This is a genomic window from Pseudomonas sp. EMN2 (assembly GCF_009650555.1).
In the GTDB taxonomy this organism is placed as follows: domain Bacteria; phylum Pseudomonadota; class Gammaproteobacteria; order Pseudomonadales; family Pseudomonadaceae; genus Aquipseudomonas; species Aquipseudomonas sichuanensis.
In genome coordinates this window covers 1-24,833 of record NZ_VZZR01000101.1, presented here as the reverse complement: position 1 = coordinate 24,833, position 24,833 = coordinate 1, and the positions used below count along the sequence as shown (strand labels likewise).

The following is a 24,833-nucleotide window of genomic DNA, read 5'->3' as shown; positions in this document are numbered from 1 at the left end:
AAACTGAACGGCCTGAGCCCTGTCGAGTACAGGGCCCAGGCCGCCAGCTAATCTGTCCAACTTTTTGGGGGCAGTCCAATGACCGCGTCGACCCAAGCCATGCGCGATTCTGGGAGCAACGGTCTTGTACCGCAGCTCCCACAGGGTCAGCGCATGACCCAGGCCTATGCAATCGGGGTGGGAGCCGGCTTGCCGGCGATGGGGCGCAAAGCGGCCCCTGGTTTTCAGCGATAACCTTGCTCGCCCAGCCACCGCCGCACCATGGCCTGCGACTCCCCGGCCAGCACCTGCTCCAGCTCGAGCCCAGCGCGCAGGCCACGCACCACAGGCGCCAGCTCAACCCCTTGCAGGTGCCACACCCCCAACGGCTGGTCTGCCGTCACCACCACCTCGGCCTCCTCCACGAAATCATCACGCAACACCGGGCGACGCTCCACCGTCACCGCGCTCCAGGCGGCCTGGGCATGGATCGGCTGCGCATCCGGCCACGTGCGGCGCGCAGCCCAGAACGCGCCGGTCGCCCGCGCCTGCTCCTGGGCATAGAAATCCCGGCCAATACGGGCAAAGCGCAGGAACAGCTGCTCGATACGGTCCTGATGAAAACGTTGCGCCAGAGCAGCGCTCTCAGGCCGTTGCAACAACGTATTGATCACCACCGGCGCCTGCAACGCCGACGACAACGACTGGAAAATCCCATTACCCGACAGCGGGTCTACCGCCATCGCCGCATCCCCCACCCGCAGCCAGTCATCGCCTGCGCAGGCGCCGGCCAGGATCGCCGTGCTGCTGCGGGCATGCACCTGCGCGGGGGCGAAGGCCTGTTCATCGAACAGCGCCAGTACCTGCGCCGAACCACGCCGGCGTTCAGCGCAATACTCCGCCAGCTGCGCCTTGCCCGGCAGGCTGGTGGCAGCGGCATCCAGCGTCACTTGCCAGTAGCAACGGCCATCGGCCAGCCGCGCCATCCACGCCCAGCCATCGTCCAGGCTCTCCACGGCCGAGGCCGCTGGCCCCGGTTTACCCTGCCAGAGGTTCAGCAGGCTGACTGTCTCCGGCCCGCGCAGGCGCCCTTCGGCCAACGGCGCCTGGCGGCCACGGGCCTCGACCAGAAAGTCGCCCTGCACCACCTGGCCATCGTCCAGGCGCACCCGGTGGCCGCCATCGCGCAGCACCTCGCGCACCCGGCCTTCGAGCAGCTCGACCCCGGCCCGACGCAGGTCGTCACGCAACGCCCGGTCGAATCGCTGACGGTCGAGCAAGCACTCCTGGTTCAGGCGCAGCTGTTCGCCATTCCAGTGCACCTGCCGCTCGGCGGGGGTGGTGGCCTGCGCCAGTGCGGCGCCTAGCCCGGCATGCTGCAACCCGTCGAGCACGCGCTGGGAAACCCCTTCGATGGCGGCGAAGCGGCGCCAGTCGCTGACCACGGTCACGGCGTACCCCAGGCGGCGCAGCCCCAGGGCCGTGGCGGCGCCGGCAGGGCCCGCACCGAGTACGACAATGCGCGCGTCAGCCATCAGCCTGCCCCTTACGCTCCGGGCCCGTGTAAGCCGCGTGGTGCTTGAGCCAGTGAACCAACGCCATGTGCTCCAGCTCGGGCCGGTTGCGCAAGACGGCAGCAACCCGACCGCTGAACGCGCCACAGGCCAGGCTGGCGCCCGCCCCGCCGGTCGTGCCGACATGGGCGCCGAAGTCGGCCTGGGCGGTGCCCAGCCATGACCACTCACCCGGCGCGCAGCGGGCATCACCCGTTACCCGGATCACCCCCGGGTAACTTGCCGGATATACCGGTTCGCCCCGCGCCGGGCTTGCGGCACACAGCAGCACCCCGGCGGCCTGGGCTTCGGCGCAGGCCTGGCGCAGCACCGGGCGGTCCTGGTGCAGGCCCAGGCTCAGGTTGATCACAGCAGCGCCCTGCTCCACCAGCCACAGCAGCGCGGCAGCCACTTGCAGGGCGCTGGTGCTCCACTGGCGGTCGAACACCTGGGCCAGCAGCAGCGGCATGGCACCTGCCTCAGCGCGAATACGCTCGAGCACGGCGCTGCCATGGCCAAGGGCATCGGGCAGTGCCTCGCCTTCCTGCAACACGCCGTCCGCCAGCCAGAAGCGCCGGGCATCGAGCAGCATGGCGGCCTGCCCGAGCGAGCAGCCGCTGTCGATCAGGCCAACGCGCAGTTCACTGGTCATGCCCGGCCGGCTCCTTGATGCGCAACAGGCCGTCGCTCAAGTGCAGGTGCACATCGGCATCGGCCAAGGTCGAGGCGCGGTGGCTGATCAGAATGCGCGTGCGCCCGGCAAACAACTGGTCGATGGCGGCGATCACTTCGCGCTCGGTGGCCTCGTCCACTGCCGAGGTGGCCTCGTCGAGCACCAGGATCGCCGGTTGCTGCAGCAGCGCCCGGGCGATGGCGATACGTTGCTTCTGGCCGCCGGACAACTGCTGGCCACGCTCGCCGAGCATCCCGTCCAGGCCCAGCGGCAGGCTGCCGACCAAACCGTCCAGGCGGGTCAGCCGCACCACTGCTTCCAGCTGTTCACGGGTCGCTTCGGGCGTGCTGTAGGCGAGGTTCTGCGCCAGGGTGCCACGGAACAGCACAATGTCCTGGCTGACCACCGCGATACGCCGGCGCAAGGCCTGCAAATCGAGTTGGCGCAGGTCGATGCCATCGAGCAGGATGCGCCCGGCATCGGGGTCGTAGAAGCGCTGCAGCAGGTCGATCAGGGTCGATTTGCCGACGCCGGAGGCGCCGCTGATAGCGACCTTGAGCCCGCCAGGCAGGCTGGCATCGACGCCGCGCAGCACCCCGCCCTGGCGCTCATCGTGGGCAAAGTGCACCGCCTCCAGGCGCAATTCGCCGGGCCCGTCGGCGATGGGCAGCGGCGCTTCGGCGGGCTGGACCGCAACAAGCTCGCGCTTGAGTTCCATCACCCGCCCCAGGCTCACGGCCATGCGCTGCACCGCCACGTACAGCCCCAGCAGGCTCTGCACGGGCCCGACCGCCATGCCCAGGTAGGTGGAAAACGCGATCAGTGCGCCGAGCTGCCAGGTGCCTTGGATCACCCACCAGCCGCCGACCAGGAAGGCACAGGCGCGGCACCACGAAGTCAGGGTACCGGGCACCGCCTGAGTGAAGAATTCGGTCAGCTGTACCTTGAGCAGCTGGCTCATGTAGCCCTGCCCCAGGCCTTCCAGGCGCTCGGCCTCGCGGCGCTGTTGGCCGGCGGCCTGGATGAACTTCATCGCCGGCAGGGTCTCGACCAGGAACGACGACACGTCCGCCGAGCGCTCGCGCAGGCTGCGCACCTCGCGCTCGACCTTGCGCCGCATCCAGCGCAGCCACAGCACTTCCAGTGGGATGAGCAGCGCCAGCAGCAGCGACAGTTGCCAGGACAGCAGCAACATCAGAGCCAGCGCGCCGACCAAGCCAATTACCGCCGACACCGCCGAGAACAGCGAATCCACGGCAAAGCGCTGGATCTCGGCAACGTCGCCGTCCAGCCGCGAAAGGATATCGCCGGTGCGCCGCCGCCCGTAGAAGGTCGGCGACAGCTGCTGCAGGTGCCGGTACAGGTCATCGCGCAGGGCGAACAGGATGCGCCCGGACAGCCGCGTGTGCAGGTAGCGGTTCACCCCCGCCAGCACGGTGCCGAGCAGGCCGACGCCGATCATGATTGCAGCCATGTGCCAGAGGGTCTGGTAATCCTTGGCCAGCAGGCCCTCGTCGATCAGGGTCTTGACCAGCCAGGGTTGCGCCAGGGCCAGCAACGAAGCGCCCAGCGACAACCCCAGCAATACGCCGATGGCGCGCCGCTGCGGGCGCACGAAGCCGTACAGCCAGGCCAGGGCCTGGCGCATCAGCAGCGGGTCACTCGATTCGATCAAGCGTGAGAACAGTCCGCCCATGGTTCAGCCGCGCAACTGTTTGAGTTTGCGGTACAGGGTGGCGCGGCTGATGCCCAGCGCCTCGGCCGCCGCCGAGACATTGCCCTGGTGGCGGGCCAGGGCGCCGCGGATCAGCTCCATTTCGTTGTCGCGCAGGCTGCCGGAGGGCGCCGTGCCGCTGGCCAGCTCGTCGAGCAGGCAGTCGGTGAGGTGGTCGAGGGTCAGCACCTGCTCGCCGTCCTCGCGCATGGCCAGGGCGGTGCGCAGCACCATCTCCAGCTGGCGGATGTTGCCCGGCCAGTCGAAGCCTTCGAGCAGGCCGGCCAGCGCCGGGTCGAGGCTCACGCCACGGGCGCCGAACTTGCCCAGCAGGGTTTCGATGATGCTGGCCAGGTCGTCGCGCTCGCGCAGCGCCGGCAGGCGCAGGGACACGCCATTGACCCGGTAGTACAGGTCTTCGCGAAAATGCTGCTCGCTGACCAGGCGCTTGAGGTCGCGGTGGGTGGCGCAGATCAAGGCCACGTCGATCTCCTGCTCGTCACCCGCGCCCAACGGCGCCACCCGGCGCTCTTGCAGCACGCGCAGCAGGCGTGCCTGCAGGGCCAGCGGCATATCGCCGATCTCGTCGAGGAACAGCGTGCCGCCGTGGGCCTGCATCAGTCGCCCGACCATGCCGCCACGGCGCGAACCTGTGAAGGCGCCTTCGCGGTAGCCGAACAGCTCCGACTCGATCAGCCCCTCGGGGATCGCCGCGCAGTTGACCGCGATGAAGGCTTTGTCGCCACGCGGGCTGGCCTGGTGCAGCGCCCGGGCGATGACTTCCTTGCCGGTACCGGTTTCGCCCAGCAACAGCACCGGCAAGCCATTGGCCAGGCCCTGGCGGGCCATGCGCAGGCCACGGGCCAGGCGCGCATCACCGCCGGCCAGCGTTTCCAGGGCCTGGGCCCTGGCCGGTTCTGCTGGCCTGGCGTTCGCCGTGGCGCCGTTGAGCTTGGCGTGGCGCGGCAGCTGCACGGCGCGGAAGAAGAAATCGCCCTTGGCGGTTTGCACGCTGCTGACGCCGCCTTGCCACAGGCGGGAGATGAAAGCTGGCGAACGCTCGCCGAGCAAGTCGCTGCAGCGCCTGCCAAGCAGCGCTTGCCGGCTCAGCTGGAGCAATTGGCAGGCATTGTCGTTGGCGGCCAGCACTTCGCCGTCCAGGCTCAGGGCCAGCAGCCCCTGCCAGGCGCTGGCCAGGTATTGCGGGCGGCTGTGAAACGCCAGCACAAGGTGCTCGGGGTGGCACAGGCCGAACAGACGGCTCTCGATGTTGCCGGCGGCAAGCATCAGCGCGGTGAGGCTGTCCTGAGGCTGGGCCATGACCCCTTCGCGAGTCACGTCGAGCACGCCGATCACTTCGCCACGGGGGTCGCGCAGCGGTACCGAGGTACAGGAAAACGGGCTGAGGCGGTCGAGGTAGTGTTCGCCGCAGTTGATCAGGGTGGGCTGGCCTTCGACCACGGCCGTGCCGATGGCGTTGGTCCCGCGCAGCGCCTCGCTCCAGCAGCTGCCGGGGTGCAGGTCGCGCAGGCCCTCGCGTTCCAGCGCATGCTTCTGTCCTTCGATGGCCAGCACGTTGGCCTGGGCGTCGCCGAGAATGACGATGCCGCTCTGGCCCTGGCGGCGTACCAGGTAGTCCAGCTCGGGGGTGACCGCGTCGATCAGCAGCCGGTTGTGCTCGAGCAGCGCGCGCAGGTCGAGGCCATGGCGAATGCCCAGGCCTACCTGCTCGCCCTGCAGGCAGTCCAGGCCATGGCTCAGGCTGCGCCGCCAGGAGGCGTCGATTTCGTCACGCAGCATCCCCGAGGGCAGTTCGCCCTCGTTGGCCAGTTTCAGGCGGACCAGGCGGGATTGTTGCAGCGGGTCATGGGCGTTTGTTGTGAGTGATTGTCGCGCCATTGCGTGCTCCAGCTGTGCCCCGGCAAGGCGGGGCATCGGGCATCGGAATTTTCGGCAGTGTGCGTCAGAATTCTTCGGCCGTCATCAGGGGAGCAGGCAAAAAGGGGCTTGGGGTGGCGAGGTTGTGGCGTTTTCAAGGGGGATTGCAGGTGGGATCGCATGTGGGCCACCAGGTGCAGGGCGATAGAATTGCAGCGCCTATCAGATCGAGCGCCGCCCGCGCGGCGCTTCGCGGGTGAACCCGCTCCCACAGTTCATTTCGGGCCAGTCTCTCCTGTGCCATAAACTGGTCCGCTTTGTTGGTACGACGCAGTTTTGAGGTGGGCTTCACCCGACTTGAGACATGCACCAAGGCGGGCAGCGGTACCCTCACAGGCATAATTGGCCCGAAACAAACTGTGGGAGCGGGTTCACCCGCGAAGCGCCGCACGGGCGGCGCTCGATCTCATGGGCGCTGCAAAAACATCGGCAGGCACCTATCAGCCTCTACTCAATCCCCAAGCCCCTAAAACGCCGCCTTGAAGATCGCCTCGATCTCCGCCTGGCTGGCCACCCGCGGATTAGTCAGCCCGCAAGCATCCTTCAGCGCATTGGCCGCCAGCACCGGCACATCCTCGACCTTCGCCCCCAGCTCCGCGAGCCCGGCCGGAATGCCGATCACCGCCGCCAGGTGCTCAATGGCAGAAATCGCCGCTCCAGCCCCCTGCTCCGCCTCCAACCCACACACCTTCACACCCATGGCCTTGGCCACGTCACGCAAACGCGCAGCGCTGGTCTTGGCATTGAAACGCTGCACATGGGGCAACAGCACGGCGTTGCACACCCCATGAGGCAAGTCGTAGTACCCGCCCAACTGGTGCGCCATGGCATGCACGTAGCCCAGGGACGCATTGTTGAAGGCCATGCCGGCAAGGAACTGGGCGTAAGCCATGTTCTCCCGGGCTTGCAGGTCGCTGCCGTCGGCCACCGCCTGGCGCAGGTTGTCGCTGATCAGGCTGATGGCCTTGAGCGCGCAGGCGTCGGTGATCGGCGTGGCGGCAGTCGACACATAGGCTTCGATGGCGTGGGTCAGCGCGTCCATGCCGGTGGCGGCGGTCAGCGACTTGGGCATGCCGACCATCAGCGCCGGGTCATTGACCGACAGAATGGGCGTGACGTTGCGGTCGACGATGGCCATTTTCACGTGGCGCGCCTCGTCGGTGATGATGCAGAAACGGGTCATTTCGCTGGCGGTGCCGGCGGTGGTGTTGATGGCGATCAGCGGCAGTTGCGGCTTGCTCGAGCGGTCCACCCCTTCGTAGTCGCTGATATGCCCGCCGTTGGTGGCGCACAGCGCAATGCCCTTGGCGCAGTCATGGGGCGAACCACCGCCAAGCGAGACCACGCAGTCGCAACGCTCGCGCTGCAGCACGGCCAGGCCGGCCTCGACGTTGGCGATGCTCGGGTTGGGCTTGGCGCCGTCGAACACCACCGCGTCGATATCGCGCATGGCCAGCAGCCCGGCGATGCGTTCGGCAACGCCGGCGCGGGCCAGGCCCTGGTCGGTCACGATCAGCGCCTTGCGCAGGCCGTAGCCGGCGATGGCGGCCATGGCTTCGTCCAGGCAGTCGATGCCCATGATGTTCACGGCAGGGATGAAGAAGGTGCTGCTCATGGCCGAGTCCTCTCAAGCTTTCGTTAGAGCTTGAGCATCCACCTGAAGCAGTGGCCGGGTGTTGATCCAGGGCAACTAGGGTGCGCGAACGAGCTTCAGCGGATCTGATGCTTGTGCAGCAGCCGATAGAAGGTCGGCCGGGAGATCCCCAACACCTTGGCCGCGATGCTGAGGTTGTCACTGTGCCGGTTGAGCACGTCGCACAGGGCCTGGCGTTCGGCGCGGTGCTTGTAGTCCTCCAGCGTGCCCAACAGCGCTTCCTGCTCGACCTGGTCGTGCAGGCCCAGGTCCGGGGCTTCGATCTGCCGCCCTTCGGCCAGCACCAGGCCACGGCGCACGCGGTTGGCCAGTTCACGCACGTTGCCTGGCCAGTCGTGGCGGCCCATGGCCGCCAGCGCGCCGTCGCTGAAGGAACGCGGCCGGCGGCCGGTCTCCAGGCTGTAGAAACGGGCGAAATGGCTGGCCAGCATCGACAGGTCGCCATGCCGGTCGCGCAGCGGCGCGGTCACCACCTGCAGCACGTTGAGCCGGTAATACAGGTCTTCACGGAAGCGGCCGAGGGCGATGGCCTTTTCCAGGTCGACGTGGGTCGCCGCCAGCACCCGCACATCCACGGCGATCGGCTGCGTGCTGCCGACCCGCTCGATGTGCCGTTCCTGCAGAAAGCGCAGCAGGTTGGCCTGCAGCTCCAGCGGCAGGTCGCCGATCTCGTCGAGGAACAGGGTGCCGCCATTGGCCGCTTCGATGCGCCCCACCTTGCGCTGGTGGGCCCCGGTGAATGCGCCCTTCTCGTGGCCGAACAGCTCGGACTGGATCAGGTGTTCGGGAATCGCGCCGCAGTTGATGGCGACGAACGGCTGGTCATGGCGCTGCGACAGGCGGTGCAGGGTGCGCGCCACCAGTTCCTTGCCGGTACCGCTCTCGCCACGGATCAGCACCGGCGATTCGGTGGGTGCAAGCTTGCCAAGCAGTTTGCGCAGTTCGCGGATTGGCCGGCTCTCCCCCAGCAGTTCGTGCTCGGGCTCGGCCTCACCGTCGCGCACCGCGCCACGGCCACGCAGGCGCGCCATGCCGAAGGCGCGGCCGAGGGTGACCTGCACCCGCGACACGTCGAACGGCAAGGTGTGGAAGTCGAAGAACCATTCGCAGACGAAATCGCCGACATTCTGCATGCGCAGCTCTTCGGCGCTGAGCACGGCAATCCATTCGGTATTGCTGCGCTTGATCATGTCCTTGACCGCGTCGGGGTGACGCAGGTGCGAGGCCTGCAGGCGCAGCAGGCCGACATCGCAGGGGTGCTCCAGGGCAACGTCCAGGCTGCAGCTGCGCACATCCCAGCCGACGCCGCGCAGGCCCGGCAACAATCGATGACAATCGTCGCAGGGATCGACGATCAGCAAGCGACGTTGGGCGGCAGGCTCGAGCATGACCATTCCTTGGCGCCGGAATAGGGTTTTTTATCTATAAACAGTAAGTTGCGACGCCAAAAGTAACAGTAGCAATGAACTTGACAGCCCCCACTACCGTTGGTCAGCCCGATTCGCCCGTGTTTGAGCCGCCCGGGAATTTTCGTATTTTATTGACGTCACAGACGGCACGCAGAAATACCTTGCAATGCGTGCAGATAAAAAAATTCTTCGATTGTGTGACTCATCCCCTGATCTGGAGCATCAGTACGATTAACACCGCGCTGTAACCTGTACCGGAATAACACCGCGGAAACACTTTTCGCTGTTTGGGACCATAGAGAGACCGAACCCATGAACGCCCCGCTCCGTGTCAACGAAGCACTGCTGATTGCCGACCACGCCTTCGAACCCTTCCAGTGCGTCGCCTGGGATGCACCCAACGGTACCGGCGAACTAAGCCTGGCAGTGATCGACCGGACCAGCGCCCGCATCGGCGCCAAGCAAGTCTCTTCGCGGGTTTATTCGGACCCTCTGCAATGGGCCAGCCTGATCGAGGAAGTGCGTGCCGAACTGTCCCAGAAAGGCTATGACCTGCAACCCTGGTCGATGCCTGAATAAGCACACCACGGCGATTCCTGTGCGTGCCCTGCACGCACAGGTAAAACTTTAAAGTTCCCCTCGCTACAACTTTCGTTCATGCGACATCCCGTCGCAGTTAATCCATTCAATTGACGGTATCGAACTGCTCGATATGCCGATAATCGGCATGAAGTTGTTCGGCAAGTTGCCGTGCGCGGCCCACACGTACCGCAGCCAGTTCCATATCCACCAGCAATGTACTGCACGGTAGCGGTTGCGCTGCCTGCCACCCCTGCAGGCGACCATCGGTCAGCAACAGGCAGCGCTGCACCTCGTTGGGCAGCCGTTTGCCCCGCGCCAGCAACCAGTGCCTTGCCTCTTCAAGGGCCGCAAACAGCGGTGTGCCACCGCCAGCGCCCAGCTGCTGCAGCCAGGGCTGGAGCGCCGCCGAAGCCTTGAGCCCGTGGCGTTGCCACTGCGGTTTGCTGCCACTGGCGGTCAGCAGCGCCAACCGCGCACGCTGCCGGTAGGCCTTGTCGAACACCCCGGCCAGCAGGCCCTTGGCCTGAGCCAGGGCCTGGTGGCGACGGGTGGAGGCCGAAGCATCGACGATCACCAGCCACAGTTCCGGCGCCTGGGCCTGACGCTGCTGCCAGCACAGGTCACGGCGCTGGCGGGGGCGGCCTTTGAGCAGGGTTGGCAGCCAGGCGATGCGGCCATCTTCGGCCGCACGGGCGCGGCCACGGGAAGCACCGTTCAACTGGCCGACGCGGGGTCTGGCATCTGCCGCCTGGGCGTCGCGGCGGCGGATGCTCAGGGCTTTTTTGCCCAGTTCGGCACCTCGCGCCGGGCACCACTGGCCACCGGCTGCGGCGGCAAGGCGCCCCAGTCGCCCTGCCCCTGGGCCTGGCCCGGTGCCTGCGACTGCTCGCCGGCAGCGGGCGGGGTGGCCTGAGGCTGCTCAGATGCCTGCCGACGACGGTGACGCAGGGCAAATTCGGCGACGGCATCCACATCCTGCTCTTCGATGGCCATGTGGCCACGCCAGGCCGCATGGGCGCGGGCGGCGCGCAGCCACACAAGATCAGCGCGCAGGCCATCGACCCCGGCGGCGTAACAGCGTTCGGTGATCCAGGCCAGCGCCTGGTCGTCCAGGGCGATCGCGGCCAGGCGCTCGCGCGCGGCCCGGCAGCGCTCGCGCAACTCCGTCTGGGCACTGGCCCACTGGGCGCAGAACGCTTCGGGGTCGCTGTCGAACGCCAGGCGCCGGCGAATGATCTGCTGGCGCGCCTCGGGTGCCGGCAAGCCGTCGAGGGCGACGTTCAGGCCAAAGCGGTCGAGCAATTGCGGGCGCAGCTCGCCCTCCTCCGGGTTCATGGTGCCGATCAGCACGAAGCGCGCGGCGTGGCGATGGGAAATGCCATCGCGCTCGATGCGGTTGGTGCCGCTGGCGGCCACATCCAGCAGCAGGTCCACTAACGGATCGGGCAGCAGGTTGACCTCGTCCACATACAGCACGCCGCCGTCGGCGTGAGCCAGCACACCCGGGGCGAAACGCGCCTGGCCCTGGCCCAGCGCGGCGTCCAGGTCGAGGGTACCGACCAGTCGCTCCTCGGTGGCGCCGAGCGGCAAGGTGACGAACGGTCCATCGCCCAGCAGGTCGGCCAGGCCACGAGCCAGGGTGCTCTTGGCCATGCCGCGTGGGCCTTCGATCAGTACACCGCCGATCTTCGGGTCGATGGCGGTCAGGCACAGGGCCAGCTTCAGGTCGTCGGCGCCCACCACGGCGGCCAGGGGGAATTGCACGGGTTCGTTCATGTTCAGCAGTCTTCCTCGCCTTCGAGCAACTGTTGCTCGAGGCTCTCGCGGTAGTCGCCCGGATCCTGCCACAGGCCGCGCTGCTGGGCTTCCAGCAGGCGCTCGGTGAGGTCGCGCAGGGCTTCGGGGTTGTGCTCGCGCATGAAATCACGGGTCGCCGGATCGAGCACGTAGGCGTCGGCCAGGCCTTGGTAATGATGGTCGTCGATCAGCCCGGTGGTGGCGTCGAAGGCAAACAGGTTGTCGACCGTCGCCGCCAGCTCGAAGGCACCTTTATAGCCATGGCGTTTGGCGCCGTCGATCCACTTGGGGTTGAGCGCGCGGGCGCGGATCACCCGGTTGAGCTCTTCCTTCAAGGTACGGATACGCGGCCGGTCGGCCTGGCTGTGGTCACCGTGGTAGCTGGCCCGGGTGGTGCCAGCCAGGGTCTCGGCGGCGGCCAGCATGCCGCCCTGGAACTGGTAGTAGTCGTTGGAATCGAGCAGGTCGTGTTCGTGGTTGTCCTGGTTCTGCAGCACCGCCTGCACCTGGCTCAGGCGCTGGGCGAAACGGGCGCGGGCCGGGGTGCCTTCATCGCTGGCGCCGTAAGCGTAGCCGCCGTGATTGAGGTAGACCTCGGCCAGGTCGTCGCGGCTGTGCCACAGGCGCCCGTCGATGGCGTTCTGCACCCCTGCGCCATAGGCGCCGGGCTTGGCGCCGAATACGCGCCAGCCGGCCTGGCGCGCTGCCTGCTCTTCATCCAGGCCGTCAGCGAGCAGCGCCTGACGCTCGGCACGCACGCGGGCGGCCAGCGGGTTGAGGTCATCCGGCTCGTCCAGCGCGGCCACCGCCTGCACCGCCGCATCGAACAGGCGGATCAGGTTGCCGAAGGCATCGCGGAAGAAGCCCGAGACCCGCAGCGTGACATCGACGCGTGGGCGGTCGAGCAGGCTCAGCGGCAAGATCTCGAAGTCGTCGACGCGCTGGCTGCCGGTTGCCCACACCGGGCGCACGCCCATCAGCGCCATGGCCTGGGCAATGTCGTCGCCGCCGGTGCGCATGGTGGCCGTGCCCCACACCGACAGGCCCAACTGGCGCAGGTGGTCGCCGTGGTCCTGCAGGTGGCGCTCGAGAATCAGGTTGGCCGAGGCGAAGCCCAGCCGCCACGCAGTGGTGGTTGGCAGGTTGCGCACATCGACGGTATAGAAGTTGCGCCCGGTGGGCAGCACGTCCAGGCGGCCACGGCTCGGTGCGCCGCTGGGCCCGGCGGGAACGAAACGCCCGGCCAGGGCCGCCAGCAGGCCGTCGATTTCGGCAGCGCCGCAGGCGTCCAGGTTGGGCGCAACCTGCTCGACCAGCGCTTGCAGCACCTCGCGTACCGGTTGCCAGTCAGCTTGCCCTTCAAGTGGGCAGTCGCCTGCCAGCGCTTGTTCGATCAAGGTCAACGCCAGCAGTTCGAGCCGTTCACGGGTATCCCCGGCCGTGCGCCACAGCGCCGCGTCCAGCTGCTGCAGCAGCGCCGGGCGCGGCCCTTGCCAGGCCTGGCCGAGGTCGCAATCGAGAGGGTCGAAACCCAGCCCCAGCGCCCGGGCCAGGGCGCGGATCAGGCTGGCATTGCCGCCCTTGCCGTCGCCGCGCTCCACCCGCAACAGCGCCAGCAGCGTGTCGCTGCGCAGCCGGCCTTGGGGCGACTGGCCGAACACGTGCAGGCCATCGCGGATCTGCGATTCCTTGAGGTCGCACAGGTAGGTGTCCAGCCGCGGCAGCCAGACCGCCGCGTCGTCCAGCTGGCCTTCGAGCTGCAGGTCGCGGTCGATGTGGTTGGCCTTGAGCAGTGCGAGGATGTCGCGCTGCAGCTCCTGGGCACGGCGCGGGTCGAGCAGCTGCGCTTCGTAGTATTCGTCGGCCAACTGCTCCAGCTGGCGCAACGGGCCGTAGGTCTCGGCACGGGTCAGCGGCGGCATCAGGTGGTCGATGATCACCGCCTGGGTGCGCCGTTTGGCCTGGGCGCCCTCGCCCGGGTCGTTGACGATGAACGGGTAGATGTTCGGCAGCGGGCCGAGCAAGGCGTCTGGCCAGCAGGCATTGGACAGCCCGACGCCCTTGCCCGGCAGCCACTCCAGGTTGCCGTGCTTGCCGACGTGGATCACTGCATCGGCGGCATAGCCGTTGCGCAGCCAGAAGTGGAACGCCAGGTAGCCGTGGGGCGGCACCAGGTCGGGGTCGTGGTACACCGCGCTGTGGTCGACCTGGTAGCCGCGCGCCGGCTGGATGCCGACGAAGGTCAGGCCGTAGCGCAGGCCGGCCACCATCAGCCGGCCGCTGCGGTACATCGGGTCCTGTTCGGGCGGGCCCCAGCGTTCCAGCACGGCGCGCTGGTTGGCCTCGGGCAATGCGGCGAAGGCGCTGTGGTAATCGGCCAGGCTCAGGCTCTGGGCGCAGGGGCGCTGGTCGAGGTGGTCGAGGTCGTTGGTCACCCCGCCGAGCAGCTGGTGGATGAGTTCGGTGCCGCTGCCGGGCAGGCCGGCCACCGGGTAGTCCTGCGCCTGCAGGGCCTTGAGGATGTTGAGTGCGGCGCCGGGGGTGTCCAGGCCGACGCCATTGCCGATGCGCCCGTCACGGGTCGGGTAGTTGGCCAGCACCAGCGCCACGCGTTTGTCCTGGTTGCCCAGGCGCGCCAGCTCGACCCAGCGCCGCGCCAGCTCGGCGACGAAGTCCATGCGCTCGGGATGCGCCCGGTAGCAGACCACATCGGACTGGCTGCGCTCGCTGCGCCAGGCCAGGTCCTTGAAGCTCACGGGGCGGGTGATGATGCGCCCGTCCAGCTCCGGCAAGGCGATGTGCATGGCCAGGTCGCGAGCGCCCAGGCCTTGTTCGCTCTGCTCCCAGGCCGGTTGGTTGTCCTGGGCGCAGATCGCCTGCAGCACCGGTACATCGCGGCGCAACGGGCGCAGGTTGGGCTGTTCGGGGCTGGACAAGGCAAAGCCGGTGGTGTTGATCACCACTTCGGCCTGCACCTCATCGAGCCAGGCCTCGACCTGGTCGAGGCAGGCGCGCTCCTTGAGGCTGGCCACGGCAATCGGCAGCGGGTTCAGGCCACAGGCTTGCAGGCGCTGGCAAAACACGTCGATGAAGGCAGTGTTGGCCGCCTGCAGGTGCGAGCGATAGAACAACAGCGGCGCCACCGGTTGCTCGGGGTGCCAGTCGGCGTACCAGTCCTGCAGCTCGGCGCTGGCCTTGGCCGGGTGGTAAACCGCAGTACGCGGCAACGGCTGCGGTTCAGCCCAGGCGTAGTCACGCCCCAACCACTGGCTGGCCAGGCAGTTGAACAGGTTGACCGCGTTGGCCTTGCCACCCTGGCGCAGGTAGTGCCAGAGGCGTTCGGCCTGCTCGCCGCGCACCGTGCCCAGGTCGGTCAGCTCCGGGTCGGGGCGATCATCGCCGGGCACCAGGATCAGCTGCACGCCGCGCTGGCTGAGTTCCACCAACTGCTCGACGCCGTAGCGCCAGTAACCGACGCCACCGTGCAGCGACACCAGGATAACCTTGGCGTGGCGCAGCACTTCGTCCACATACAAGTCGACCGAGGCGTGGTTCTGCACCTGCATGGGGTTGGCCAGGCGCACGCTGGGGAAGTCGTCCGGCAACTGCTCGGCGGTTTCGGCGAGCAGCGCCAGGTGCGAATCGCCGCTGCAGAGGATCACCAGCTCGGCGGGGGTCTGGCCGAGGTCGGCAATGCTGTCGTCCGGCACGAAGCCGCCGGGCTGGGTCCGCAGCAGGTGCATGGGTCAGGCGCCCAGGGCCTGGCGCAGGCGCGCTTCCAGGTGCACGGCATCGAGGTCCTGGCCGATCAGCACCAGGCGGGTGATGCGCGGCTCGTCACTGCGCCAGGCGCGGTCGAAGTGCTTGTCGAAGCGCGTGCCCACGCCCTGGATCAGCAGGCGCATCGGCTTGCCGGGGATCGCGGCGAAGCCTTTGGCGCGCAGGATGCCGAACTCGGTGACCAGTTGCGTCAGGGCATCGAGCAACAGGCTTTCGTCGGCCTCTGGCAGGTCGATGGAGATCGAGTCGAAGGCGTCATGGTCGTGATCGTCATGGTCATCGCCGTCGTGGTGCGAATCGTGGTGGGTGCGACGGCCATCGATGTGCGCCTCGGATTCGGCACCCACGCCCAGCAGCACTTCCAGCGGCAGGCGGCCACTGCTGGCTTCGATCACTTTCACCGCCGGCGGCAGTTCTTCGGCGACTTCGGCACGCACCTTGGCCAGGCCTTCGGCGTCGATCAGGTCGGCCTTGTTCAGCACCACCAGGTCAGCGCTGGCCAGCTGGTCGGCGAACAGTTCATGCAGCGGCGACTCGTGGTCCAGGTTGGGGTCGAGCTTGCGCTGGGCGTCGACCTGGTCCGGGTAGGCGGCGAAGGTGCCGGCGGCCACGGCCGGGCTGTCGACCACGGTGATGACCGCATCGACGGTGCAGGCGTTGCGGATTTCCGGCCATTGGAAGGCTTGCACCAAAGGCTTGGGCAGGGCCAGGCCGCTGGTTTCGATGAGGATGTGGTCGAGGTCGCCGCGGCGCGCCACCAGTTCGCGCATCACCGGGAAGAACTCTTCCTGCACGGTGCAGCACAGGCAGCCGTTGGCCAGCTCGTAGACGCGGCCGTTGGCTTCTTCTTCAGTGCAACCAATGCTGCACTGCTTGAGGATTTCGCCGTCGATGCCCAGCTCGCCGAACTCGTTGACGATCACCGCGATGCGGCGGCCCTGGGCGTTGTCGAGCATGTGGCGCAGCAAGGTGGTCTTGCCCGAGCCGAGGAAGCCGGTGACGATGGTGACGGGGAGCTTGGCCAGTGTTTTCATGTCGCGATGCCCTTGGCAGCAATGGCGCGGGCATGCGGGACGACAGCCTCGGGCGTTGCCGGCCGGGCGCGTTCGCCACCGGATCACCCCGCCCGGTTGATAGTCGAAAACGTTGCGAGGCAGGTCTCCTGGCTTGCACTGTTCCGGCAGCGGCGCCGGTGGGATGGCGCCTTCCCGCGCTTGCGCAGTGGCTGTGCCGATCCTTTTGAGTGCTTACAGTTGCGGGGGCAGCCGCGGCTTGGACCGCGTTCCCGTCTTAGCTTCGGCCTGGGCCGAAGAACCTCGAAGCGGCAAGGCTACGCATCCGCCCGACACCGGTCAACCGCCGGGGCGATTGACGCAAGCCACGCCCCATGATTTGCTAGCGCACTGCGTTCAGGTGCCCCCACTGGGGGTGAAACGGGAAACCGGTGCGTCCAGCGTCTTTAATAGACAACGGACAAGGCCGGTGCTGCCCCCGCAACGGTAAGCGAGTGAAGCGTCTTGACCACTGTGCCGGCTCAACAGGCATGGGAAGGTGACGCCAACAGATGGAGCCCCGCTCCACCTCGCCAGCCCGGAGACCGGCCTGACACCACATCAACACCCCGCGGTGGGCGGGCGCTGTCGTATTCCCTGGGCTGTCCTGCCCGGGAGCGCCGCGCCTGTCCGTTGCCCCAATAAAAGCAGCAGAGGAACGCGTCATGCCGATTACCAGCGCAAAACACAGCATCGCCACCCCCGCCACACTCAGCCAACGCATGGTCGTCGCCATCGGCGCCAGCCTGCTGGGCCTGTGCCTGGTCTACTTCGCCGGCTTCTCGCACATCGAGGCGGTGCACAACGCTGCCCACGACACCCGCCACAGCGCCGCCTTCCCCTGCCACTGAGTAGCCCCGCATGATTACCCGTATTGCCCGCACCGCGGGCTTCAGTGGGCTGCTCGCCGCCCTGCTGCTGACGCTGCTGCAAAGCTTCTGGGTCGCCCCGCTGATTCTTCAGGCGGAGACCTATGAAAGCGCCGCCCCGGCAGCCGAGCACCATGAACATGGCGAAGCTGCCGCCCCCCACGAGCATGAGCACAGCGCCGAAGCCTGGGCGCCGGAAGACGGCTGGCAGCGCGTGCTGTCCACCACCGGTGGCAACCTGGTGGTCGCCGTCGGCTTTGCGCTGATCCTCGTCGCGCTGTACAGCCTGCGTGAGCCGGGCCGTGTCAGCACCGGTGCGCTGTGGGGCCTGGCTGGCTTTGCGGTGTTCTGCCTGGCGCCGACCCTGGGCCTGCCGCCGGAGCTGCCGGGCACCGCCGCTGCCGACCTGGGCCAACGCCAGACCTGGTGGATCGGCACCGCCGCCGCCACCGCCGCTGGCCTGGCATTGCTGGTGTTCAGCCGGCATTGGCTGTTGAAGGTGCTTGGCGCAGTGCTGCTGGTGATCCCCCATGTGATCGGCGCGCCACAGCCAGCGGTGCATGAAGGCCTGGCACCCGAAGCACTGGAAACCCAGTTCAAGATCGCTTCCTGGCTGACCAATGCCGCGTTCTGGGTGGCCCTGGGCCTGCTCAGCGCCTGGCTGTACCGTCGATCCAGCCAAGCCTGATGCTGGAATCTGCCAAGCCGCCGGCGCTGTACGCCGGCTTTGGCTGCCGCCGCGGCTGCCCGGTGGAGACCCTGGCGGTCCTGCTGCGCCAGACCCTGGCTGAGCACGCCCTGCCGCTCAGCGCGCTGCGCGGCATCGCCAGCATCGCGCCAAAGGCCCGCGAACCTGGCCTGCTGGCTTTGGCCGAGCGGCTCGGGCTGCCGTTCACTTGTTTCGATGCCGGGCAACTGCTCGGCTACGAGCCGCTGCTCAGCCAGCGCTCGGCCATCGCGTTCGCCCAGACCGGCTGCTGGGGTGTGGCCGAAAGCACCGCATTGGCCCTGGCTGCCCGCGATTCGGTACAGCCTGGCCTGCGCGTAACGCGCCAGCGACTCGGCGGCGCTACCCTGGCGCTGGCCATCGGCGGATAATCCGCCCTTTTACCTGCAAGGACTCCCCATGACGGTCTACTTCATCGGCGCCGGTCCCGGCGATCCGGAACTGATCACGGTCAAAGGCCAGCGTTTGATCCGCCAGTGCCCGGTGATCATCTATGCCGGCTCCCTGGTCCCCGCTGCCGTGCTCGAAGGGCACCGTGCCGAAACCGTGATCAACAGTGCCGAACTGCACTTGCAGCAGATCGTCGAGGCCATGCACCAGGCCCACCTCAACGGCCAGGACGTTGCCCGCGTCCACAGCGGCGACCCCAGCCTGTACGGCGCCATCGGTGAACAGATCCGCCACCTGCGCGAACTGGGCATCGACTACCAGATCATCCCCGGCGTGACCGCCACCGCCGCCAGCGCCGCGCTGCTGGGTTGCGAGCTGACCCTGCCGCAGGTGTCGCAGACGGTGATCCTGACCCGTTACGGCGACAGCTCACCGATGCCGGCCGGCGAACAACTGGCCGACCTGGCCCGGCATGGCAGCACCCTGGCCATCCACCTGGGCATCAAGAACCTGGCGAGGATCGTCGAGGAACTCCTGCCCCATTACGGCGCCGACTGCCCGATCGCCGTGGTCCATCGCGCTACCTGGCCCGATCAGGACTGGGCCAGGGGCACCCTGGCGGACATCGTCGAGCGCGTGGCCGGCAAGGGCTTCCGGCGCACCGCACTGATCCTGGTCGGCCATGTGCTGGGCGATGCACCCTTCGCCGAATCGGCGCTGTACCGCGCCGGCCATGCCCACTTGTACCGCCCGGGCAGCTGAAGCGATTGCCGCCAGAGGTGGCGACGGCGCACACTGCCCTACCACCTTACGGAGCCACGCCCATGCTCGAACTACGCCCCAACTGCGAGTGCTGCAACAGCGACCTGCCGGGCGACAGCCCGGACGCTTTGATCTGCTCGTTCGAATGCACCTTCTGTCGCAGCTGCAATGACCAGCACTTGCACGGCCGCTGCCCCAACTGCGGCGGCCCGCTGCTCAGCCGCCCGCCCCGGGTGGGCCAGGCCCTGAAGAACAACCCCGCCTCCAGCGAGCGCATCCTCAAGGCACATCCCGCCTGCAGCTGAGCCGCCTGCCTCAATGCCTTTCCTGGGGCGCTCCCACGCCCCTTTTGTAGTCCTTTTCTACAAATCCCTGTTGTCTTTTCAACGCGCCTATACTCGCCTATTACCAAGGGTTCGGAATCACCGTAATGTGCGCGCAGCCCAGTTGATCCGCAGGCGGGAGCCTGATGGAAGACAGGACATGGGCTCAATCCGACAGGAGTTTCACATGACATCCGTGCTGCTGGTCGATGACCATCACATTGTTCGCCTTGCTGTACGCATGCTGCTCGAGGGGGAGCGCTTCACCGTCGTCGGCGAAACCGGTAAAGGCAAGGATGCCGCACGCCTGGCCGAGCAGACCAAGGCGGATGTGGTCATCCTCGATATCGGCCTGCCCGACCTCGATGGCATGGAAGTGATCAAACGCCTCAAACTGCTCAACCCCTCCCCCAGAATCATGGCGCTGACCGGCCAGCCGGCTGACCTGTACGTACGCCGGTGCATGGACGCCGGAATCTCGGCCTTCGTCAACAAGGACGAGGACCTCGACGCCCTGGTCTTTGCCCTCAAGGCACTGGTCAAAGGCTATTCGACCTTCCCGCAGATGGCAGTCAACAGCAACACCCTGGAAAGCGAGGGTGAACGACTGGGCAGCCTGTCAAACCGTGAAATGGAGGTACTGCGCCGCCTCTGCGCGGGGCAGAGCAACAAGCTGATCGGCGAGCAGATGCACCTCAGCGCCAAGACCATCAGTACTTACCGCGGCCGGATCATGGAGAAGCTCAAGGTCGAATCACTGGTGGAAATGGTCGACCTGGCCAAACGTAACAACGCGGGCTGAAGCATGAGCAGGGGCACACTGCTGTGCCTGGTGCTGACCTTGCTGGTGCCGCTTCAGGGACTGTCCCAGACCACCAGCGAGGACCGTCACCTGCTGGCCCGTGCCCAGAGCGCCGCAGCGCCACTGCCCCTGGACGAAAACGACCGCCAATGGCTGCGCGAACGCCGGGTACTGACCTTGGGTGGTTCGCGCCCCGACTACCCGCCTTTCGACATCAACACCAGCCAGGACGACTACGAGGGCCTGAGCGCCGATTACGCCGGCCTGATCGCCGAGCAACTGGGGATTCCCATCCAGGTACGGCGCTATCCTACCCGCGCGCAGGCCATTGCTGCCCTGCGCCGTGGCGAGATCGACCTGCTGGGCACCTCCAACGCTTTCGAAGCCGACGACGCCGAACTCGCCCTGAGCCTGCCCTATGCCGATGACCTGCCGGTACTCGTCAGCCGACAGGGCGGTGCTCTGCTGGAGGGCAGCGACCTGGCCGGCCAGCGCCTGGCCCTGGTCGATCACTACCTGCCCCTGCAAGCCGTCCAGCAGCTCTACCCCAGCGCCCAGATAACCCTGTACCGCTCTACCCTGGCCGGGGTCGCGGCGGTCGCGCTGGGCCAGGCAGATGCTTACCTGGGCGACGCCATCAGCAGCGACTACGTGATCAGCAGAAGCTACCAGGGCGCAGTCAAGGTCGATCACTTCGTCAAACTGCCGGCCGGCACTTTCGCGTTTGCCCTGGACCGCGACAACCAGCGTCTGCGCGCCCTGATCGACCAGGCCTTGGGACGCATCGCCGACAGCGAACGACTGAACATCCTGCGCCGCTGGACCAGTGGCAGCACCAGCATCCTGCTCGATCGCCGGCTGGACGCCCTTACCGCCGAAGAGCGCGCCTGGATCACCCAGCACCGCACGGTGAAGGTAATGATCAATACTGCCCTCGCACCGCTGACTTTCACCGATAGCCAGCAGCAACCACGCGGCCTGACCATGGACGTGCTGGAACATATCAGCCTGCGCACCGGCCTGCGTTTCGACGTGGTCGGCGCACAGTCGTTCGGCGAGATGGTCGATGCCGCGACTCAGGGCAAGGTCGACATGCTCGGCGCCATTGGCTATGACCCGCAGCTGGCCACTCGCTTGCGTTACAGCCGCCCGTACCTGGCCACTGCGCAGGTGCTGGTGATGCGCACAGGCTCGCCGCCATTGGACCCGGCACAGCCGCTGAACGACCAGCGGGTGGCGCTGTTGCGCGGCTCGCCATTGCTCGAGGGACTACTGCAGCAGGCACCTCGCGTGCGCCCAGTCGAGGTGGACAATCCCTTGCAACTGATGGAAGCGGTGCTCAAACGCAAAGCCGATGTCGCGCTCAGCCCTTATATCAACGCCAGCTACTTCATCAGCCAGGTGTTCAAGGGTGACCTGCGGATCGCTGCGCAACTGGGTGATGAACCCGCGCTCGCGGCTTTCGCCGTCGACCCTGCACAACCCCAGCTGCAAGCCATCCTCGACAAGGCGCTATTGAGCATTGCGCCTGACGAGCTTGAACAACTGGTCAATCGCTGGCGTACCAGTGCGGTAGTCAGCGACAGTCCCTGGCGCAACTACCGGACCCTGGCACTCCAGGTGCTGGTGGCGGCCAGCGTTTTGCTGGCGGGCGTGGTGTTCTGGAACAGCTACCTGCGCAAACTCATCCATCAGCGCACCGAGGCCCAGCATGCACTGCAGGATCAACTGCAGCTCAGCCGCGGGCTGTTGGAGCAGTTGCGCCAGGCGAAAGAGGACGCTGAACAGGCCAACCAAGCCAAAAGCACGTTTCTCGCGGTCATGAGCCATGAAATCCGCACGCCGATGAACGCGGTCATCGGCTTGCTCGAACTGGCCCTGGAGGACAGCCGTCATGGCCGCATCGATGGCCAGGCGCTGGAAACCGCCCATGGCTCGGCGACCGGGCTGCTTGAGCTGATTGGCGACATTCTCGATATTTCACGCATCGAAGCCGGGCACATGACCCTGCAACCGGTGCCCATGGAACTGGTCGGACTGGTGCGCGCCACACAACGGGTATTCGAAGGCAATGCGCGTGCCAAGGGCATTCATCTGCGTGCCACGCTGCCCACGGAGCACTGCTGGGTGCTGGGCGACCCCCTGCGGCTAAAGCAGGTGTTGTCCAACCTGTTGAGCAACGCGATCAAATTCACTGAGGAGGGGCGGATAGACGTTGCACTGGAGGTGGCTGCGCACGACGAGCAATCGGTGGGTGTCATGTTGCAGGTGAAGGATAGCGGCGTGGGTATCAGCAGCGCTGACCAGGCGCGACTGTTCACCAGCTTTACCCAGATGGACGGACGCCGGGCTCGCCAAGGCGCGGGGCTGGGCCTGGTGATCTGCCGCGACCTGTGCGAGCTGATGGGTGGCACCCTGACCCTGCAAAGCCTCGAGGGCCTTGGCACCCAGGTGGATGTCCACCTCGACCTGCCGATCGCCGTTGCGTCCGAGGGCCTATTACCCACGCCTGTTGCGCCCCCTGCCGAGAGCCCCTCATTGAGAGTGCTTGTGGTCGATGACTACCCTGCCAACCTGTTGCTGCTCGACAAGCAGCTGCGCACGCTGGGCCATAAGGTAGTGCTCGCCGAACAGGGCCAGGACGCGTTGGCATTGTGGCGAAAACACCCTTTCGATGTGCTGATCACCGATTGCAACATGCCGATCATGGACGGGCACGAACTGACCCGAAGCATTCGCACGCTGGAACGTGACCAGGGCCTGCCTGCCTGCGTGATCATCGGCGTCACCGCCAATGCCCAGGCGCAAGAGCGTCAACGCTGCCTGGACGATGGTATGGACGAGTGCCTGTTCAAGCCCATTGGCCTGCAAGACCTGCGTGCAGGCCTGGCGTCGGCGAGCGTGCTGCCGGCGGTTGCAGCCATGGTTGCCACACCGCCGCCTGGCCAAAGCGGATTTGCGCTGGAGCAATTGCGCCACCTCACCCAGGATGACGAGCAACTGACCCTGCGCCTGCTGCAACAGCTGGCCGAGAGCACTCAAGAAGACCTGCAAGCGCTGCACGAGCTAGGAGCCTCACCGCTCCCTGATGCCCTCGCCATGGCGGTGCACCGCATCAAGGGCGGCGCCAAGATGCTCAAGGTGCGGGGCGTGGTGAAGGACTGCGAGGCCATTGAGCGGGCCATGGCCCTGGGCCAGCCAACCGAGCAATTGCTTGCCCGTCTGCTGGCCAGCCTGCAGAGCCTGGAGCAAGAGCTGCGCCAGGGTATCAATGCAATTGAAGGGTCGAACTGATCTGGCTGATCGCGTCCACCACGTGCCGTGAGCCCTGCTGGATTTCCATGATCACCGTGCCCGCTTCATTGGCCAGTTCCACCCCCAGCCCGGTGCGGGTAAGGCTCGACTGCATGCTGGCCACGGCATTCAGTGACAGGTCATGGTTCTGCCGCACCACTTCGACGATCTCCAGCGTTGCCTTGCTGGTGCGCGCGGCCAGGCTGCGCACTTCATCGGCGACCACGGCAAAGCCACGCCCGTGCTCGCCAGCCCGGGCGGCTTCGATCGCTGCGTTGAGTGCCAGCAGGTTGGTCTGGTCGGCAATGCCACGAATGGTCAGGACAATCTGGCCGATCAGCTCGGACTGCCTGCTCACCGCATCGAGGCTGAGTGCGGCCTGGTTGAGCTCGGCAGAAATCTGCTCGATCACCTCGACCGTCTGCTGCACCACCTGGGTACCCTTGCGCGCGCAGGCGTCGGTTTGCACCGAGCTTGCGTGGGCAGCATCGGCAGCGGTCTGTTGGGTGCTGACCTGGTTGGTGATGTCGCTGGCGAACTTAACCACTTTGGTCAATCGCCCTTTGTTGTCGAAGATAGGGTTGTAAGAGGCCTCCAGGTACACGGTCTGGCCTTGCTTGTTGACCCGTTCGAAGCGGTGCGAGTGGTATTCGCCGCGGTTCAGCGAAGCCCAGAACTCGCGGTACTGGGCCGATTCACGTTCGTGGGCCAGGCAGAACAGGCCGTGGTGGCGGCCCACCACTTCCTCCAGGCGATAACCCATGGTGTCGAGGAAGTTCTGGTTGGCCTTGATCACCCTGCCGGCCGGGGTGAATTCGACCACCGCCATGGAGCGGCCGATGGCCTTGAGCAGGCTCTCGCTCTCGTGCTCTTCGATCACATGGCGGGTGATGTCGGATGCCACCTTGATGACGCTGGTGACTTGTTGGCGGTCGTCGATCACCGGCATGTAGCTGGCTTCGAGCCAGACTTCGCGGCCGGCCTTGTCCAGCCGTTCGAAGGTGCCGCTGATGGCCTTGCCCTGCCCCAGCTCACGCCACAGTTGCTGGTACTCGGCGCTTTTGGCGTAGGCGGGGTCACAGAATATTCGGTGGTGCTTGCCGCGGATCTCGTCAGCGCTGTAGCCCATCGTGGTGCAGAAGTGGTCGTTGGCCTCGAGGATGGTGCCATCGGGGGCGAACTCGATCATGGCCATGGAGCGGCTGATGGCGGCGAGCTTCGCTTCCATGGCGGCCAGGGCCTGGCGGCAGCGCTGGATTTCGACCAGGTCGGACTTGCGGTGGTACTCGAACATGCGCTGGGACTCCTTTGCCCCCCCGGGATGTCCTGAGCATAGATGGGCGTTACCGGCGTGCAAGCGCTTTGATATCACTTTTGGATTAGGTATTTGAGCCGTTGGTCTGGTTTGTGGTCGGGGTCGGGGTCGGGGTCGGGGTCGGGGTCGGGGCTTAGTGTGTTGGTTTTGATAGATGTATGCGCATTCATTTGCGATGGCGACGCATAGTCACCTTTCCGCCCTTACGGCGGCCTACTTT

General features: G+C 66.6%; 18 protein-coding genes, 2 pseudogenes and 2 riboswitches. Of the genes and pseudogenes, 8 read left to right on the top strand and 12 right to left on the bottom strand.

The features are described 5' to 3' along the window. Positions 1-224 precede the first annotated feature (224 nt). From F6X61_RS24440 to F6X61_RS24415, 6 genes are all read right to left on the bottom strand, one after another. Positions 225-1,514 (bottom strand): NAD(P)/FAD-dependent oxidoreductase, encoded by a 1,290-nt coding sequence (locus tag F6X61_RS24440; RefSeq protein ID WP_153788916.1) that lies wholly within the window; start codon positions 1,512-1,514, stop codon positions 225-227. Next, the gene (locus F6X61_RS24435; protein WP_153788915.1) at positions 1,507-2,184 is read right to left on the bottom strand and encodes a S8 family serine peptidase; all 678 of its coding nucleotides are present in this window, start codon (positions 2,182-2,184) and stop codon (positions 1,507-1,509) included. Before F6X61_RS24435 ends, F6X61_RS24440 begins: the two co-directional genes overlap by 8 nt. Then, positions 2,174-3,901 (bottom strand): ABC transporter ATP-binding protein, encoded by a 1,728-nt coding sequence (locus F6X61_RS24430; protein ID WP_153788914.1) that lies wholly within the window; start codon positions 3,899-3,901, stop codon positions 2,174-2,176. The genes F6X61_RS24435 and F6X61_RS24430 overlap by 11 nt, the downstream gene beginning before the upstream one ends. A gap of 3 nt (positions 3,902-3,904) precedes the next feature. Continuing rightward, positions 3,905-5,818 (bottom strand): sigma-54-dependent Fis family transcriptional regulator, encoded by a 1,914-nt coding sequence (locus F6X61_RS24425; protein WP_153788913.1) that lies wholly within the window; start codon positions 5,816-5,818, stop codon positions 3,905-3,907. A gap of 505 nt (positions 5,819-6,323) precedes the next feature. Next, positions 6,324-7,472: an L-threonine dehydrogenase gene (gene yiaY / locus F6X61_RS24420; RefSeq protein ID WP_153788912.1), complete on the bottom strand. Its 1,149-nt coding sequence runs from the start codon at positions 7,470-7,472 to the stop codon at positions 6,324-6,326. A gap of 95 nt (positions 7,473-7,567) precedes the next feature. Then, positions 7,568-8,899 carry a sigma-54 dependent transcriptional regulator gene (locus F6X61_RS24415; protein ID WP_153788911.1) on the bottom strand — a complete coding sequence of 444 codons (1,332 nt, stop codon included), beginning with the start codon at positions 8,897-8,899 and terminating at the stop codon, positions 7,568-7,570. Positions 8,900-9,232: 333 nt separating this feature from the next. On the opposite strand from F6X61_RS24415, the gene F6X61_RS24410 reads away from it, so the two are divergent. Next, positions 9,233-9,499, top strand: coding sequence for a hypothetical protein (locus F6X61_RS24410; protein WP_153788910.1), 267 nt, complete (start codon positions 9,233-9,235; stop codon positions 9,497-9,499). Between the two features lie 106 nt (positions 9,500-9,605). On the opposite strand, the gene F6X61_RS24405 is transcribed toward F6X61_RS24410, so the two are convergent. Genes F6X61_RS24405 through cobW form a run of 4 tightly spaced genes read right to left on the bottom strand, consistent with a single transcriptional unit; the run spans position 9,606 to position 16,113 of the window. Then, positions 9,606-10,220 carry a VWA domain-containing protein gene (locus tag F6X61_RS24405; protein ID WP_256671416.1) on the bottom strand — a complete coding sequence of 205 codons (615 nt, stop codon included), beginning with the start codon at positions 10,218-10,220 and terminating at the stop codon, positions 9,606-9,608. Between the two features lie 53 nt (positions 10,221-10,273). Continuing rightward, entirely contained in the window at positions 10,274-11,278 is a 1,005-nt protein-coding gene (locus F6X61_RS24400) for an ATP-binding protein (RefSeq protein WP_153788909.1), read from the bottom strand. A gap of 2 nt (positions 11,279-11,280) precedes the next feature. Beyond that, positions 11,281-15,042, bottom strand: a complete 3,762-nt coding sequence (cobN, locus tag F6X61_RS24395) for a cobaltochelatase subunit CobN (protein ID WP_153788908.1) — start codon at positions 15,040-15,042, stop codon at positions 11,281-11,283. A 3-nt stretch (positions 15,043-15,045) separates the two neighbouring features. Continuing rightward, the gene (cobW, locus tag F6X61_RS24390) at positions 15,046-16,113 is read right to left on the bottom strand and encodes a cobalamin biosynthesis protein CobW (RefSeq protein WP_153788907.1); all 1,068 of its coding nucleotides are present in this window, start codon (positions 16,111-16,113) and stop codon (positions 15,046-15,048) included. Positions 16,114-16,213: 100 nt separating this feature from the next. Beyond that, a riboswitch (cobalamin riboswitch) is annotated at positions 16,214-16,413 on the bottom strand. A 60-nt stretch (positions 16,414-16,473) separates the two neighbouring features. Continuing rightward, positions 16,474-16,700, top strand: a riboswitch (cobalamin riboswitch). Positions 16,701-16,796: 96 nt separating this feature from the next. On the opposite strand from cobW, the gene F6X61_RS24385 reads away from it, so the two are divergent. The 7 genes from F6X61_RS24385 to F6X61_RS24355 all read left to right on the top strand — a co-directional run bounded on the left by F6X61_RS24385 (position 16,797) and on the right by F6X61_RS24355 (position 23,298). Further along, positions 16,797-16,982, top strand: coding sequence for a CbtB-domain containing protein (locus F6X61_RS24385; protein ID WP_153788906.1), 186 nt, complete (start codon positions 16,797-16,799; stop codon positions 16,980-16,982). Between the two features lie 10 nt (positions 16,983-16,992). Then, entirely contained in the window at positions 16,993-17,688 is a 696-nt protein-coding gene (locus F6X61_RS24380) for a CbtA family protein (protein ID WP_153788905.1), read from the top strand. Next, the gene (locus tag F6X61_RS24375) at positions 17,688-18,098 is read left to right on the top strand and encodes a cobalamin biosynthesis protein (protein WP_153788904.1); all 411 of its coding nucleotides are present in this window, start codon (positions 17,688-17,690) and stop codon (positions 18,096-18,098) included. The genes F6X61_RS24380 and F6X61_RS24375 overlap by 1 nt, the downstream gene beginning before the upstream one ends. Before the next feature lie 28 nt (positions 18,099-18,126). Continuing rightward, positions 18,127-18,879 carry a precorrin-4 C(11)-methyltransferase gene (cobM, locus tag F6X61_RS24370; protein ID WP_153788903.1) on the top strand — a complete coding sequence of 251 codons (753 nt, stop codon included), beginning with the start codon at positions 18,127-18,129 and terminating at the stop codon, positions 18,877-18,879. A 62-nt stretch (positions 18,880-18,941) separates the two neighbouring features. Next, complete coding sequence (locus tag F6X61_RS24365) at positions 18,942-19,184, top strand: DUF1272 domain-containing protein (RefSeq protein WP_110994473.1); 243 nt, start codon at positions 18,942-18,944, stop codon at positions 19,182-19,184. 205 nt (positions 19,185-19,389) lie between these two features. Further along, positions 19,390-20,004: a response regulator transcription factor gene (locus F6X61_RS24360; protein WP_110994472.1), complete on the top strand. Its 615-nt coding sequence runs from the start codon at positions 19,390-19,392 to the stop codon at positions 20,002-20,004. 3 nt (positions 20,005-20,007) lie between these two features. Beyond that, on the top strand, positions 20,008-23,298 hold the full coding sequence (locus F6X61_RS24355; RefSeq protein ID WP_153788902.1) for a transporter substrate-binding domain-containing protein: 3,291 nt from the start codon (positions 20,008-20,010) through the stop codon (positions 23,296-23,298). On the opposite strand, the pseudogene F6X61_RS27710 reads toward F6X61_RS24355, so the two are convergent. Together F6X61_RS27710 and F6X61_RS27705 are read right to left on the bottom strand one after the other, a co-directional pair. Next, positions 23,273-23,707 (bottom strand): annotated as a pseudogene (locus tag F6X61_RS27710) (methyl-accepting chemotaxis protein); the annotation flags it as partial. The gene F6X61_RS24355 and the pseudogene F6X61_RS27710 overlap by 26 nt on opposite strands. Positions 23,708-23,809: 102 nt before the next feature. Then, positions 23,810-24,526 (bottom strand): annotated as a pseudogene (locus F6X61_RS27705) (PAS domain-containing protein); the annotation flags it as partial. Positions 24,527-24,833 lie beyond the last annotated feature (307 nt).